The 15,189-nt window shown below is 72.4% G+C and carries 12 protein-coding genes; 8 read left to right on the forward strand and 4 right to left on the reverse strand.

Features of this window, described 5'->3' with window-relative positions:
* The first annotated feature begins 20 nt into the window (after nucleotides 1-20).
* From infC to LZG04_RS04670, 4 genes are all read left to right on the forward strand, one after another.
* Nucleotides 21-638: a translation initiation factor IF-3 gene (gene infC / locus LZG04_RS04655; RefSeq protein WP_233813435.1), complete on the forward strand. Its 618-nt coding sequence runs from the start codon at nucleotides 21-23 to the stop codon at nucleotides 636-638.
* Between the two features lie 73 nt (nucleotides 639-711).
* Nucleotides 712-906 carry a 50S ribosomal protein L35 gene (rpmI, locus tag LZG04_RS04660; protein WP_053722438.1) on the forward strand — a complete coding sequence of 65 codons (195 nt, stop codon included), beginning with the start codon at nucleotides 712-714 and terminating at the stop codon, nucleotides 904-906.
* 74 nt (nucleotides 907-980) lie between these two features.
* The gene (rplT, locus tag LZG04_RS04665) at nucleotides 981-1,370 is read left to right on the forward strand and encodes a 50S ribosomal protein L20 (RefSeq protein ID WP_073892005.1); all 390 of its coding nucleotides are present in this window, start codon (nucleotides 981-983) and stop codon (nucleotides 1,368-1,370) included.
* Nucleotides 1,367-2,215 carry an RNA methyltransferase gene (locus LZG04_RS04670; RefSeq protein WP_233813535.1) on the forward strand — a complete coding sequence of 283 codons (849 nt, stop codon included), beginning with the start codon at nucleotides 1,367-1,369 and terminating at the stop codon, nucleotides 2,213-2,215. The genes rplT and LZG04_RS04670 overlap by 4 nt, the downstream gene beginning before the upstream one ends.
* 560 nt (nucleotides 2,216-2,775) lie before the next feature.
* Here LZG04_RS04670 and LZG04_RS04675 read toward each other — a convergent pair.
* Nucleotides 2,776-5,574: a hypothetical protein gene (locus LZG04_RS04675; protein WP_233813438.1), complete on the reverse strand. Its 2,799-nt coding sequence runs from the start codon at nucleotides 5,572-5,574 to the stop codon at nucleotides 2,776-2,778.
* Nucleotides 5,571-7,325: an HSP90 family protein gene (locus LZG04_RS04680; RefSeq protein ID WP_233813440.1), complete on the reverse strand. Its 1,755-nt coding sequence runs from the start codon at nucleotides 7,323-7,325 to the stop codon at nucleotides 5,571-5,573. Before LZG04_RS04680 ends, LZG04_RS04675 begins: the two co-directional genes overlap by 4 nt.
* Before the next feature lie 739 nt (nucleotides 7,326-8,064).
* On the opposite strand from LZG04_RS04680, the gene pheS reads away from it, so the two are divergent.
* The 3 genes from pheS to LZG04_RS04695 all read left to right on the forward strand — a co-directional run bounded on the left by pheS (nucleotide 8,065) and on the right by LZG04_RS04695 (nucleotide 12,412).
* Nucleotides 8,065-9,132: a phenylalanine--tRNA ligase subunit alpha gene (pheS, locus tag LZG04_RS04685; protein ID WP_233813442.1), complete on the forward strand. Its 1,068-nt coding sequence runs from the start codon at nucleotides 8,065-8,067 to the stop codon at nucleotides 9,130-9,132.
* 3 nt (nucleotides 9,133-9,135) lie between these two features.
* Entirely contained in the window at nucleotides 9,136-11,613 is a 2,478-nt protein-coding gene (gene pheT / locus LZG04_RS04690; RefSeq protein ID WP_233813444.1) for a phenylalanine--tRNA ligase subunit beta, read from the forward strand.
* A gap of 307 nt (nucleotides 11,614-11,920) precedes the next feature.
* A complete protein-coding gene (locus LZG04_RS04695) occupies nucleotides 11,921-12,412 on the forward strand; it encodes a hypothetical protein (RefSeq protein ID WP_233813446.1) in 492 nt (163 codons plus the stop codon).
* Here LZG04_RS04695 and LZG04_RS04700 read toward each other — a convergent pair.
* Entirely contained in the window at nucleotides 12,409-13,089 is a 681-nt protein-coding gene (locus LZG04_RS04700; protein ID WP_233813448.1) for a DNA alkylation repair protein, read from the reverse strand. The genes LZG04_RS04695 and LZG04_RS04700 overlap by 4 nt on opposite strands.
* A 53-nt stretch (nucleotides 13,090-13,142) precedes the next feature.
* Between LZG04_RS04700 and sthA the strand changes: the two genes are divergently transcribed.
* Nucleotides 13,143-14,558, forward strand: a complete 1,416-nt coding sequence (gene sthA / locus LZG04_RS04705; RefSeq protein ID WP_233813450.1) for a Si-specific NAD(P)(+) transhydrogenase — start codon at nucleotides 13,143-13,145, stop codon at nucleotides 14,556-14,558.
* Here the strand turns inward: sthA and LZG04_RS04710 are convergent, their stop codons facing one another.
* Nucleotides 14,559-15,182, reverse strand: a complete 624-nt coding sequence (locus tag LZG04_RS04710) for an HAD family hydrolase (protein WP_233813452.1) — start codon at nucleotides 15,180-15,182, stop codon at nucleotides 14,559-14,561.
* Nucleotides 15,183-15,189: the final 7 nt, after the last annotated feature.

The following is a 15,189-nucleotide window of genomic DNA, read 5'->3' on the forward strand; positions in this document are numbered from 1 at the left end:
ACGAGTCACAAAGGACGTGAATGACAAGTCCCTCGAACCGAGGTGCTCCCGCGAGCACCGAGCCGCGCATCAACGACCGCATCCGCGTGCCCGAGGTTCGTCTGGTCGGGCCGAACGGCGAGCAGGTCGGGATCGTTCGCATCGAGGACGCGCTCCGACTCGCCCAGGAATCGGATCTCGACCTCGTCGAGGTCGCCGCGCAGGCTCGGCCGCCGGTCTGCAAGCTCATGGACTACGGCAAGTTCAAGTACGAGAGCGCGCAGAAGGCCCGCGAGTCTCGCCGCAACCAGCAGTTGACGGTCATCAAGGAGCAGAAGCTCCGGCCGAAGATCGACCCGCACGACTACCAGACGAAGAAGGGCCACGTCGCCCGCTTCCTGTCGCACGGGAACAAGGTCAAGGTGACCATCATGTTCCGGGGCCGTGAGCAGTCCCGGCCGGAGCTGGGTTACCGCCTGCTGCAGAGGCTCGCCGAGGACGTCGCGGAGCTGGGGTTCGTCGAGTCCAACCCGAAGCAGGACGGCCGCAACATGATCATGGTGCTGGCCCCGCACAAGACCACGAAGACCCGACCGATCAAGCACGACAGCGCCGACGAGGCGCCGGCTGAGTCGGACTCGGAGTCTGTCGAGGAGTGATCTCCCGGCCTCCGGGCCGGGAGCAAGCATGGCCGCCCCCAACCCCGGTGGCTGCACGAGACTGAGGACGGAAATGCCCAAGAACAAGAGCCACAGCGGGACCTCCAAGCGCGTGAAGGTCACCGGCAGCGGCAAGCTCGTCCGCGAGAAGGCCGGCAAGCGCCACCTGCTGGAGAAGAAGTCCAGCAAGCTGACGCGCCGCCTCTCCGGCACGACCGAGGTCGCGAAGAACGACGTGCCGCGGCTGAAGAAGCTGCTCGGCCTCTGAGGCCTTAAGACCTTCACCCCCTTGAACACCGGGGCCGGCCCCCACCGGCCCCACGAGATCGACAGGATGGACCCGTGGCACGCGTCAAAAGGGCAGTGAACGCCCAGAAGAAGCGCCGTACCACCCTTGAGCTCGCCAGCGGCTACCGCGGCCAGCGTTCGAGGCTGTACCGCAAGGCCAAGGAGCAGGTGCTCCACTCGCTCAACTACGCCTACCGGGACCGCCGCGCCCGCAAGGGTGATTTCCGGAAGCTGTGGATCCAGCGCATCAACGCCGGTGTCCGCGCCAACGGCATGACGTACAACCGCTTCATCCAGGGCCTGCGGCTCGCCGGCATCGAGGTCGACCGCAAGATCCTCGCCGAGCTGGCCGTCAGCGACCCCGGCGCGTTCACCGCGCTGGTCGAGGCTGCTCGCGCCGCCCTGCCGAGCGACGTCAACGCGCCCGTCGAGGACAAGGCCTGAGCGCGGACAATCGCGCACCACGACCCGGGGAAGCTCCGTTCACCGAACGGACTCCCCGGGTCGTTGCCGCTAGGCGGCTGACCAGGCGCTCCGGCCGCGACCGCGCCGAGCGCTTCCTGGCCGAGGGCGCGCAGGCCGTGCGCGAGGCCCTGGCCTGGGCCGCCGCCGGCCGCGGCCGGGTGCACGAACTCTTCCTCACCACCGACGCCACCACCCGCCACCGTGAACTGGTGCGCGCGGCCGTGGACGCGGGCGTGCCGATCAGCACCGTGACCGAGAAGGCCGCCGCGGCGCTGTCGGAGACCGTGACGCCGCAGGGCCTGGTCGCCGTGTGCTCGCTGGTCGACGTGCCGCTGGCGACGGCCCTCGCGCCGGGCGTGCGGCTGGTGGCCGTGCTGCACGGCGTGGCCGACCCCGGCAACGCGGGCACGGTGGTGCGCGTGGCGGACGCGGCCGGTGCCGACGCGGTGATCTTCGCGGGCGACACGGTCGACCCGCACAACGGCAAGTGCGTGCGCGCGTCCACGGGCAGCGTGTTCCACCTGCCGATCGCCAGGGTGCGGGACGCGGGCGAGGCGTTCGCGGCGTGCCGGGACGCGGGGCTGCGGCTGGTCGCGGCGGACGGGTACGCGCCCGAGGACCTGGTGACGGCCGACCTGCGCGGGGATCTCGCGGTGCCGACCGGGTGGGTGTTCGGCAGCGAGGCGCACGGGCTGCCGGACGAGGTGGTGGCCGGGTTGGACGCGGCGTTGAAGGTGCCGATCTACGGCGGGGCCGAGAGCCTCAACCTGGCGACCGCGGCGGCGGTGTGTCTTTACGCTTCGGCTCGGGCCCAGCGGGCTTGACGGGCTGCTTGGCCGGCGGCGGGGTCGAGCGGCTGATGGCGGTGCGGGGGCGGGCGCGGCTTGTGCCGGGGTAGGGCGGCGGCTCTGTGGCGGCAGTTCTGCGAGCGTGGCTCAGGGCTCAGGGCTCAGGGCTCAGGGCTCAGGGCTCGGTGGCTGCGGGCGGCGGGGCTGGGCGGTGGCGGCCGGCGGCGAGGGCTGGGCGGTGCGCCAGCGGCGGGGCTGGGTGGCTGTTGGGCCGGGCGGTTGTTGGGTTGGCTGGTGATGGCGGGTGTCGGTGGCTGCGTAGTGGGTCTGCTGGCGGTTGGCCGCTGAGGTCGGGTGGCTGAGTTGCCGGCGGCTGAGGGCTGGTCGTTGAGGGCCGTGGCTGGGGGCCGGGCCGGTGAGGGCCGGTGGGGTTGGTGCCTGAGCCGGCCTCCTTGCTTGTTCTAGGCGACGCGCGAAGTTGGTTTTGGTTCTGGGTCGGGTGCGCATTCGCTCGATGTGGTGATCAAGGTTGACAGTGGTCGAGGTGGCTGGATGGCGTGCTGACCTTTGGTTTTCTGGTCGGCACGCCGCCCAGGTCAGGCTTCCAGTTGGTGGTTGAGGGTGCGGAGCAGTGGGTCGCTCGCGGTGGGTTTGGATTGGGTGCGGAGGGATTCCTCGAGGACGTTGGCCAGGTCGCCGAGGATCTGTGGTGGGGTTTCGTCGTTGACCAAGCCGCCGGCGCGACGCGCTTCGGCTTCGGCGTTGGCAGGGTCGCCCGAGTCCAGCAGGAAGCGCGCGCCGCGGACCACGAGGAACGTTTGCCAGTCCTGGTCGCCCAGTTGGGCGGCCAGTTCCTCGGCGATGCCGTTCTGCTCGATGGCGGCCGCGTGGTCGCCCGCCTGGATGTGCAGGAACGCGCGGATCGCGGCGATCCTGGCGGTGAGGTGGGTGCGGTGGTCCGGGTCGGCCACGGCCGGCAGCAGGGCTTCCGCGGCGGTCAGGGTGGTGGCGCACTCGGCGGCTTCGTCGTTCGGCAGGGCGGCGGCGGCTTCGACCAGGGAGCCGGCGGCTTCGGCCGGTTCGTCGACCTCCTGCCACGCGGCGGCCGCGCCCTGGTAAGCGGAGGCGGCCTCCAGCGGCAGGTCGAGGCGGCGCAGGACGCCGGCCAGGACGTCCAGCACCATGGCGCGTCGCCACGGCTCGTCGGCCGGGACCAGGCCCAGGGCCACTTCCAGGTGGCGGCGGGCGGCTTCGGTCTCGTCCAGCCGCGCGCACACCTGACCCAGGCGGTAGCGGACGGGGACGACGACGTCCGGGTCGACCTCGCCGCCCTCGATCACGCGGACGGCTTCCTCCAGGGCTTCGGCGGCCTCGACGAAACGGCCCGCCTTGAGGTAGCCGCCGGCCAGCGCGTAGCACGCCTTGGCCACGTCGTCCGGCACACCGACTTCGTGCCCGGCGGTCACCGCGTCACGCAGCTCCGCCAGGTGCTCGGCCTCCGCGCCGAGCCGTTCGATCGACGCCACCCGCTGCCGGTGCGCCTCGGCGGTCCACGGGCCGCGCGGCGTGCCGAACGCGGACACGAACTCCGCGGCCGTCCGCACCGCCTGCTCGTCCCCGCGCACGGTCTGGATCTTCAGCAGCAGCCGCAACGCGTCGAACCGCACCGACGCGGACGGCCCGTCCGACAGGACGTCCACCACCTCGGCGTGGGCCTCGTCCAGCCGACCGGTGGTGGCCAGGTACTGGGCACGGTCGCAGCGCGTCCGCGACACCAGCTCCGGCACCTCCGCGCGGGCCAGCTCCAGCGCCTCCTCGGTCAACGCGCCCTGCTCGTCGACCTCGTCCGCGTCCGCCAGCAGGTCCGCCAGCAACACCCTCACCAGCACCCGCGTGTACGGGGTGCCGGTCGCGTCCGCCTCGGCCAGGCAGGTGCGCGCGATCGCCGTGGACTCCGCCGGCCCGCTGTCCTCCGCGCGCAGCCCCGCACCCCGCGCCCGGTACCGGTTGGCCAGGTCGTGCTCGCCGCACGCCTCCAGCCGCTCGATCGCCGCGTCCAGCTCGGCCAGCACCTCTTCCTTCGGCCGCGAATGCCCGCCCACGATCGCCCGCCGCGCCGCGACCATCGCGCCCAACGCCTCGGGCAGCAACGGGTCCATGTCCGGCGGCAACGACCGCAGCAGCCGCATGCCGACGATGAACTCGCCGCTGTCGAACGCCTCGCACAGCCGCTGCGCCAGCTCGACCGGGTCGCCGACCGACACCGGCTCCTCCTCCACGACCGGCGGGGGAGCGGCCGCGACCGGCACGGCCAGCGGCACGGGGATCGTGTCCGGCGCGGCCAACGTCGCCCGGATCCGGGTGCTCACCGCGTCACTGCCGTTGCGCCGGTCGAACCGGGACGCGAGCTCCAACGCCTGCGACTCCAACAGCTCCCTCAGCTCCGGCGCGGACAGCACGGTCGTCCGCCCGTCACGCGGCACGGCGAACTCCTCGTCCGGAGACACGCGGCTGAGCAGCAGCGCCGCCCCCGCCGCGAAGTGCATCGCCCGGGACGGGCTGGTCGAGTGGTGCACCCGGTGCAGGTGGCCGCGCAGCAGCTCCACGCCGCGGCGCACGTTGCCCGACGTCGCGCAGAACTCCAGGTGGTCGTCCAGGTAGCCGCCGACCAGGTCGTCGCGCACCAGCCGGTACGCCACCACGTGCGCCTCCCGCGCCCGGTCCACGTCGCCCAGCGCCACGAACGCGGGCGTCAGCGTGGTCAGGATGCCCTGCGGCTGGGTCGCGCAGCCGGTGTCCTGCGCCAACTGGTGCTCGGCGTGCGCGACGGCCTCGGCGTGCCTGCCCTGCCGGATCAGGTGACCGGCCTGCTCCTCGACGACGCACGCCTCGCAGTCGCTCATCGGGCCGCGGTCCATCGCCAGGTAACGCGCGAAGTGCTCCCGGTACGCCTCGTCGTCGCCGACGTGCGCGGCGAGGTCGGCCCGCGCGCCGTGCACCGGCTGCATCGAGTACCCGAGCCGCTGGTAGCGCTCGGCGAGCTGGTCCACGAACGAGCCGATCTGCTCCAGCGTGAACCGCGGATCCGCGATCAGGCCGCTGACGATCCACTTGTGCGCCCAGTCGTAGCTGTGCGTCTCCCACTCGTCGAACGCGGTGGGGTCGCGCTGCTCGGCCGCGCCGCACCACGCGAACGGGGCCAGCATCAGGTCGTAGCGGCCCAGGTCGTAGGCGGAGCGGATCAACGCGATCCGGCAGCTCACCGCGAGCGGCAGGTGGTCGAGGGCGTCGGCGGCACGGGCCGCGCGCTCCAGCGCCTCGTGCCGGGGCATGCCCTCCGGCATGTGGTATGCCTCGACGAACTGCCGTTCGGCGGCTTCCTTGTCCTCGTTCACGGGTGATCCCCCACAGCGCGGTCCAGCAGTTCCAGGAACGAACGGTTCAGCGCCGCGGTGTCCTTCGGGCGCATCGGACGTCGTGCCTGCAGCAAGGCGTGCACGTACAGCGACTCCACGGTCAGCTCCACCAGCGCCGGGTCGGTCAGTTGCGCGAGCCGCCGCACCAGCGGGTTGCGGCAGTTGAGCACGAGCCGCTGCGCCGCGTCCGACGTCGACTCGACCAGGCTGCCCAGCAGTTCCGCCCACAGCGGGTCGGCCTGCTCACCGACCTGCTGGGCGTCGCGCCTGCGCTCGGCCTCGACGTTGGTGACCAGCAGCGCGGGCAGCGAGCCCGGGTCGAAGTCACGCGGCACGGCCTCGCAGTCGTGCCGCTCCAGCACCTCCTTGGCCGTGGTGAACCGCTCGCGCAACGCGCGCTCCAGCTCCGGGTCCGGGTCGCCCAACGCGGCCAGCACCTCGCTCGGCGCGACGCGGCGCGCGGCGGCGGGCCCGTCCAGCGCGACCAGCCGCTCCATGATCTCCGCGTCGTAGGCGTAGCCCGCGTTGACCAGGCCCATGCCCTGGGCGTGCGCGACCGGCGCGAGCTGGCGGAACTCGTCCACGTCCGGCACGTGCGCGATGACGCCGTGCTTGCGGCGGAACTGGCGCAGCGACTGCGGGCCGTCGGTGGTCTCGAACGGCAGCCACCGCTCGACCAGCCGCAGCATCTCGTCGTCGACCCGGGCCAGGGACTTGATGCCCAGGTGGTGGGCGTCGAGCAGGGCACGGGTGCGCTCGGGGTCGGTCGCGTCGAGCCGGACCAGCCAGTCGCGGACCTGGCGACCCAGCTCCTCCCGCACGGCCAGCAGCGTCTCGTCCTGGTAGAGCGACTCACGGCTCGCGGTGGGCCGCAACGACGTCGAGTCGACCACGCAGCGCACGAAGTACGCCCACTCCGGGAGCAGGCCCTCGATGGCGTCACCGACGAGCATCCGCTTCAGGTACACGCGGTGCGACTGGCGGGCGCCGGGGTGCACGCCGCGCGGCAGCACGTACGCGACGCCGCGCAGGCCGACCGTCGGCACCTCCACTGCGATCGCGTCGAACGGCCGCACGCCCAGCACGCGCTCGCCGTAGGACAACGCGTCCTCCACCCACGGCAGCTCGCCGTGCGTGACGACCTCGTCGCCGACCCTCACCGTGACCGGCAGCAGCTCGCCGTACTCGGTGACCAGTGCCTTGACCACGTCGTGCTCGAGCCAGTGCTCCGAGTCGCGGTGCGGCACCAGCTCGATGGTGGTGCCGACGTCGGCGCGCGCGTCATCGTCCATTTCGACCTCGTAGTTGCCCGCCGCGTCGGCCGTCCAGCGCACCGCCGGGCCGCCCCGGACGGACCGCGTGACGAGCCGGATGCGGTCGGCGACCAGGAACGCCGACAGCAAACCGACGCCGAACTGGCCGAGGAAGCCCTGGCGGGCGAAGCCGAGGTCGTCGCGCTTGGACGTGCGGCCGAGCGTGGACAGCAGGTCGTGCACCTCGCGCTCGGTGAGGCCGATGCCGGTGTCGGAGATGCGGAAGGTGCCGCCGGGGGACCCGACCGGCTCGATCACGACCTCGCCCGGCGCGTCCGGTTGCAGCGCGCGGCGGGCGGTGATCGCGTCCACCGCGTTCTGCAGCAGTTCGCGCGCGTACACCCGCGGGCTGCTGTAGAGGTGGTGGCTGAGCAGGTCGATGATCCCGCGCAGGTCGACACCGAAGGTGTGTGCCATGGGAGTGGAGTTCACCTCGGTCAGGTCACGGGGGAGGGACGATTCTAAGGGCGTGCCGGCGGCTTGTGACCCGGTTTTCCGCTGATCGCCCGCCGGGGTCCTGCCCGCGCGGTAGAGACTGCCACGCCCCACCGACAATTCCGGTCGCCGCCGGGTGGGACTTCTTCGTCTCGCAGGACGACCGCGCCTGGGCCGAGTGGTGGCCTGGGAACTGGAGGAAGCCGGTACCGCGTGCTGGTTCAGGCGTGGGACGTGGTGCCGGGCAGCGACTGGGTCAACGGCATGGACGCGGGCGTGCGGGGTGCTTCGTGCGCAGCGCGAGCGGCTGGTGCTGCGCGTGGAGGACTGCGAACGGCCCGGGTTGTCGGGGTCGGTGGTGTCGGTGGACTTGTCCGGCGTGCCGGAAGCCGAGTCCCGGGAACGGCTGCACCGCGCCGTCCGGGGTGCGGTCGACGGGCGGGGTCGGCGAGTCGCGTACCCGGGGCCGACCGCGCGCCTGAGCACCTCGGTGCCGAGCTGGGACGTGCTGCCGAGGCTCGACTGCTGCTCGAACGCGCCGAGGGGATTCGCGCCAAGGACATCCCCGCCTAGCTCCGCGTTCACTCGAACGGGTGGGGAACGCCTGGTCGGACGGCGGTGAGGGTGGTGGATGGCGGATCACCTAGGATCGGACCGCCCCTCCGCGTGCCTCGTGGAGGGCTGACCACCAGTTGTCCGTGACGGGAGCTGTCCACCAACCATGTCCGGAGCCAACGACCCGTACGACCCCAAGCAGGTCGCGGCGCTCTCACCCGAGGCGCTCGGTGCGGCGGTCGAGCAGGCTCGGGAGGCGTTCGCGAAGGCGGCCGACCTCGACGAGCTCGCCGCCGTGAAGCCGAGCCACCTGGGTGACCGCTCGCCCGTCCTGCTGGCCCGCCGCGAGATCGGCGCGCTGCCGCCGGCGGCGAAGGCCGAGGCGGGCAAGCGGGTGAACGAGGCGCAGAACGCGGTCAAGGTCGCGTTCGAGGAGCGCCGCGCCCGGTTGCAGGCCGAGCGCGACGAACGGGTGCTGCGCGAGGAGACGGTCGACGTCACGCTGCCGTGGGACCGGGTGCCGCGTGGCGCCCGCCACCCCATCTCCACCCTGGCCGAACGCATCGCCGACGTGTTCGTGGCCATGGGCTACGAGGTCGCCGAGGGCCCGGAGCTGGAGACCGAGTGGTTCAACTTCGACGCGTTGAACTTCGGCAAGGACCACCCGGCGCGCACCATGCAGGACACCTTCTACGTCGCGCCCGCCGACTCCGGCCTGGTGCTGCGCACGCACACCAGCCCGGTGCAGGCCCGCACCCTGCTGGACCGCGAGCTGCCCGTCTACGTGGTGTGCCCCGGCCGCACGTTCCGCACCGACGAGCTGGACGCCACCCACACCCCGGTCTTCCACCAGGTCGAGGGCCTGGCCGTGGACAAGGGCCTGACCATGGCGCACCTGAAGGGCACGCTCGACGCGTTCGCCCGCGCCATGTTCGGCGAGGACTCCAAGACCCGCCTTCGGCCGAGCTTCTTCCCGTTCACCGAGCCGTCCGCCGAGGTGGACGTGTGGTTCCCGGAGAAGAAGGGCGGCGCGGGCTGGGTCGAGTGGGGCGGCTGCGGCATGGTCAACCCCAACGTGCTGCGCAACTGCGGCGTGGACCCCGACGTGTACTCCGGGTTCGCGTTCGGCATGGGCCTGGAGCGCACGCTGCAGTTCCGCAACGGCCTGCCCGACATGCGCGACATGGTCGAAGGCGATGTCCGCTTCACCCAGCCATTCGGAACGGAGGCCTGACCGGTGCGCATTCCGGTTACCTGGCTGGTCGAGAACCTCGAGTTCGCCGAGACGCCCACGCCCGAGCAGCTCGCCGAGGCGTTCGTCCGCATCGGCATCGAGGTCGAGGACGTCCACAAGCTCGACTCCGTCACCGGTCCGCTCGTCGCGGGCCGCGTGGTGGAGATCGAGGAGCTGACGGAGTTCAAGAAGCCGATCCGCTACTGCCAGGTCGAGGTCGGCCCGGACCAGGTCAACGGCATCGTCTGCGGCGCGTCGAACTTCCAGGAGGGCGACACGGTCGTGGTGGCGCTGCCCGGCGCGGTGCTGCCCGGCGACTTCACCATCTCCGCCCGCAAGACCTACGGCCGCACCAGCAACGGCATGATCTGCTCGGCCGCCGAGCTGGGCTTGGGCGACGACCACTCGGGCATCATGGTGCTGCCCAGCGGCACGGCGCAGCCCGGTGACGACGCGCTGGAGCTGCTCGGCCTGAGCGACACCGTGATCGAGGTCGCGCCGACCCCCGACCGGGGCTACGCCTTCTCGGTGCGCGGCCTGGCCCGCGAGATCGCGTGCGCGTTCGACGTGCCCTACCGCGACCCCGGCACGGCCGAGGTGCCCGAGGGCGAGGGCGAGGTGCTGCCGGTCACCGTCGAGGACGCGGCCGCGTGCCCCCGGTTCGTGGCCCGGCGGGTCAGCGGCGTCGACCCGACCGCGCCGACGCCGTGGTGGATGCGCCGCAGGCTGATGCTGGCGGGCATCCGGTCGATCTCGCTGCCGGTGGACGTCACCAACTACGTGATGCTGGAGCTGGGCCAGCCGCTGCACGCGTTCGACGCGGCGAAGGTCCAGGGCGGCCTGGTGGTGCGGCGCGCGGCGGCCGGCGAGAAGCTGACCACGCTGGACGAGCAGGTCCGCGCGCTGGACCCGGACGACATCGTGATCGCCGACGACAGCGGCGTGATCTCGCTGGCCGGCGTGATGGGCGGCGCGAGCACCGAGGTGTCGTCGACCAGCTCGGACATCCTGCTGGAGGCGGCGAACTGGGACCCGGCGTCCATCGCCCGCACGGTGCGCAGGCACAAGCTGCCCAGCGAGGCGGCGAAGCGGTTCGAGCGCACGGTGGACCCGGCGCTGGCCCCGGTCGCGCTGGAGCGCGCGGCCCGGCTGCTGGACATGTTCGGCGACGGCAGCATCAAGCCGGGCCGCACGGACGTGGGCGCGCCGCCGGTGCCGAAGCCGGTGTCGATGCCGATCAACCTGCCCGACCGGGTCGCCGGGGTGAACTACGCCCGCGGCGTGACCGCGCGCCGGCTCGGCCAGATCGGCTGCCAGGTCGAGGTCACCACCGGTGACGACGGCACGACCATGGTCACCGCGATCCCGCCGACGTGGCGCGCGGACCTGACCCAGCCCGCGGACCTGGTGGAGGAGGTGCTGCGGCTGGAGGGCTACGACACGATCCCGTCCACGCTGCCGCCCGCGCCCGCCGGTCGGGGGTTGACCGAGCAGCAGCGCCGTCGCCGCACGGTGTCGCGCGCGTTGGCGGAGAACGGGTTCGTCGAGGTCAAGCCGTTCCCGTTCGTCGCGCCGTCGGTGTTCGGCGCGCTCGGCCTGCCCGAGGGCGACGTGCGGCGCAACACGGTGAGCGTGCTCAACCCGCTGGAGGCCGACAAGCACGCGCTGGCCACCACCCTGGTGCCGGGCCTGCTGGAGGCCGTGCAGCGGAACCTGGCGCGCGGCCAGAAGGACCTCGCGGTCTACACGATCGCGCAGGTGACGCTGCCGCGTTCGCAGCAGGTCCCGGTGCCGCAGGTCGGGGTGGGCGAACGGCCGTCGGACGCGCAGGTGGCGTCGTTGCTGGCGGCGCTGCCGCAGCAGCCGGTGCACGTGGCGGCCGTGCTGGCGGGCCACCGCGAGCAGGCGGGCTGGTGGGGCAAGGGCAGGCAGGCGGACTGGGCGGACGCGGTGCAGGCCGCGCGGCTGGTCGGCCAGGCCTACGGGGTGGAGCTGACCGTGGTCGCCTCCGACCTCGCGCCGTGGCACCCGGGCCGGTGCGCGGAGCTGCGGGTCGGCGACTGGCCGGTGGGCCACGCGGGCGAGCTGCACCCGAAGGTCGTGGAGGCGCTGGGCCTGCCGAAGCGGACCGTGGCGATGGAGCTGGACCTCGACGCGCTGCCGTTGAGCGACCACCGGCCCGCGCCGGTGGTGTCGGCGTACCCGCCGGTGCTGCTGGACGTGGCCGTGGTCGTGCCGGTGGACGTGCCCGCCGAGCAGGTGGGGCGGGTGCTGCGCGGCGGCGGTGGCGCGTTGCTGGAGGACATCCGGCTGTTCGACGTCTACACCGGTGACCAGGTCGGCGAGGGCAAGCGGTCGCTGGCGTACTCGCTGCGGTTCCGGGCGCCGGACCGCACGTTGACCGTGGAGGAGGCGACGGCGGCGCGGGACGCGGCCGTGGCCGCCGCGGCGGAGCGCTTCGGCGCGGTGCTGAGAGGCTGACGCGGGGGCCCGGATCCGCACTGGTGCGGGTCCGGGTCTACGCCTCCCGGGTGAATCACCTGGGGGTGCGGGCAGGGTGAACGTGCAGTTCACGCGGTGTCGCGTGGCGTGTCAAGAGGTCCAAAGGCCCTAGTTTCCGGGTCGGCCAGATCCTTGCGCACAGGTTGAACGTTCTCCAAGATTGGCTTCGCGGCCCGCTGGGCCGAGGGGCGAAGCGATGAACCGCCGGGCGAGTCTGGTCGCCGGTCCGACGGGGAGCTAGCGGCGAACCCACCGCCTGGAGCAGCAATCCTAGTGAGGTTGCCTCATGCGCAGCTTGGGCCCGCGGATGGAAGTCGCCGTCGCCATGACCATCCTCGGCGTGGGCGCCGCCGTGGTGGCGGCCATGCACCTGACCTGGCCGGAACCGGAGCTGCCAGTCATGGCGTACTCGGTGAGCGGCGGCGAGGTGACCGAGCTGGAGGCGTTCGAGATCACCGACGTCAGCGGCGGCGCGGTCGAGCTGACGCCGGGCAGCGAGGGCGTGCGCGTGGTGCGGCTGTCCAACCCGAACAGCGTCGACATCGTGGTGCTGACGTTGCAGGCCGAGCCGGGCCAGCCGTTGGACGCGGCGCAGCACCGGGTGCCGGGGTGCCCGTCCAGCGTGCTGACCGTGGCGCCGATGGCGGAGCCGGTGACGATCCCGCCGTCCGGGTCGGTCGAGGTGGAGATGGTCGTGCAGATCGCGCACGACGTGCCGAGCGCGTGCACGGACCTGGTGTTCCCGCTGACGTACTCGGGCCGGGCCGCCCGCGCCTAGAGGTGCTTGAGCGCCTCGCGCTTCGACAGCCCCGACAGCTCCGGGTGCGACTCGACGAAGGCCCGCACCCAGTCCGGGTCGACGCGGGAGTGCTGCCGCAACGCCCAGCCGATGCCCTTGCGCAGGAAGAAGTCCCGGTCCTCGGCGTTGGCCTCGATGGCGTCGGTGAGCAGGTCGAGGTCCGTCGCCGACTTCGACCCGAGCTGGCAGATCACCGAGACGCGTCGCCGCCACCGGTCGTCGTCCCGCGCCCAAGCGCGCATCACGGGCGTGACCTCGGCCGGGAACGCGCGCAGCAGGGGACCGACCAGCCGTGACGCGATCTCGTCCACGAAGTCCCACCACGCGCCGGTGACCACCAGCTCGTCGTACACCGGCAGCAGGTCCACGCCCCGCCACCTCGGGTGGCGCCCGGCGAGGTCCAGTGCCGCGTACCGCTCCTCCCGGAACTCCGCGCCGCGCCACACCTCCAGCACCGCCGCGACCCACTCCTCGCGCGAGGTGAACGGGTGGGCGGCGAACACGTCCTCCAGCGCCCGCGCGCGCACCGGCTTGGGCACGCCGAGGAACGGCATGTCCGACTTCATGTACCGCCGCATCGCCGGGGCCTTCGCCGGGTCGGCGACCTCGGTCAACGCCCGCCGGATCGACGTCACGAGTCCGTCCACGGAAGCCACCGTAGAGCGGCGACAACCCCTCTGCGGCGCTGTTGTGTGCGATTCTCTTGGCCATGAGCGAGTTCGAGTACGACCTGCTGGTGATCGGCTCGGGCCCGGGTGGGCAGAAGGCCGCCATCGCGGGCGCGAAGCTCGGCAAGCGGGTCGCGATCGTGGACCGCGCCGACATGGTGGGCGGTGTGTGCGTGAACACCGGCACCATCCCGTCGAAGACGCTGCGCGAGGCGGTGCTGTACCTGACCGGGATGAGCCAGCGCGACCTGTACGGCGCGAGCTACCGGGTCAAGAACGACATCACGATCTCCGACCTGCTCGCCCGCACGCGGCACGTGATCGGCCGCGAGGTCCAGGTCGTGCGCGCGCAGCTGCACCGCAACCACATCGACCTGCTCCAGGGCACGGCCCGCTTCCTCGACCCGCACACGATCGCGGTGGACGGCGCGCACCGCGGCGAGCACCAGTCGGTCACCGCCGAGCACGTCGTGATCGCCACCGGCACCCGTCCCGCCCGGCCCGACCAGGTCGACTTCGACGAGGTCCGGGTGCTGGACTCCGACGAGGTGCTGGCCCTGGAGGAGATCCCGTCGTCGCTGGTCGTGGTGGGCGCGGGCGTGATCGGCATCGAGTACGCGTCGATGTTCGCCGCGCTGGGCAGCCGGGTGACGGTGGTCGAGCAGCGCGACCGGATGCTCGACTTCTGCGACCCGGAGATCGTGGAGTCGCTGAAGTTCCACCTGCGCGACCTCGCGGTGACGTTCCGGTTCGGGGAGAAGGTCGTCAACGTCGACGTGTCGGAGACCGGCACGGTCACCACGCTGGCCAGCGGCAAGCGCATCCCGGCCGACGCGGTGATGTACTCGGCCGGTCGGCAGGGCAACACCGAGGCGCTGGACCTGGACAAGGCGGGCTTGCAGGCCGACCACCGCGGCCGGCTCGCCGTGGACGAGCACTACCGCACGCCCGTGCCGCACATCTACGCGGTCGGTGACGTGATCGGCTTCCCGGCGCTGGCCGCCACGTCGATGGACCAGGGCCGCCTCGCCGCCTACCACGCGTTCGGCGAACGGGCGCGCGAGCTGTCGGCGTTGCAGCCGATCGGGATCTACACCATCCCGGAGATCTCCTACTGCGGCGCGACGGAGGCCGAGCTGACGTCGTCCGCGGTGCCGTACGAGGTGGGCCTGGCGCGGTACCGCGAGCTGGCGCGCGGCTCGATCGTCGGCGACGCCTACGGCATGCTCAAGCTGCTGGTGTCCACTGTGGACCGCAAGTTGCTGGGCGTGCACCTGTTCGGCACGGGTGCGACCGACCTCGTCCACATCGGCCAGGCGGTCATGGCGTGCGGCGGCACGGTGGACTACCTGGTGGACACCGTTTTCAACTACCCGACGCTGTCCGAGGCGTACAAGGTGGCCGCGCTGGACGCCACGAACAAGATGCGCGCCCTGGAGCGCTTCGCCGGGGCCTGATCAGCGGAACAGGTTCGTCACCAGGTGCAGGCGGGCGTCGTTCACGTCGCGCAGCGGTGGGACGAGCAGCGTGGGCAGGCCGGCCTCCACGCCCGCGCCGTCGTGCGTCGAGCGGTCGCCGACCATCAGCGCCTCGCCGGGCTCGACGCCGAGCCCGTCCAGCGCGATGCGGAAGATCGCCGGGTCGGGCTTGACCACGCCGTGCTCGAACGACAGCACGAACGCCTCGACCGGCAGGTCGCCGAACGCGGGCCGGATGTCGAAGTGGATGTCGCTGAGCACGCCGATCCGCACGCCCGCGTCGCGCAGCTGCCACAGCGTCGGCCCGGCGTCCACCGCGAAGGGGTTGAACGCCGGGTCGGACTCGATCGCGTACAGCGAGTCGGCCAGCTCCGGGTCGAACCCGGCGTCCCGGAACGCCCCGTAGTACGCCTCCCGGTGCAGCGCGGCGTCCGCGTCCACGCCGGGCGCGTCCAACCGGCGCACGTCCAGCGCCGCGATCACCTCCGCGGCCTGCCCGGGGTCGCGGCCGATCCGGCGCAGCGCCTCCGCCACCCATCCCCGGAACGTCGGCGTGAGCACCAACGTCCCCCGCCAGTCGAAGATCACGGCCCGAAGCCGCATCGGCGCA

Origin of the sequence: Saccharothrix sp. S26, assembly GCF_021390395.1 — a bacterium.
Lineage (GTDB): Bacteria > Actinomycetota > Actinomycetes > Mycobacteriales > Pseudonocardiaceae > Actinosynnema.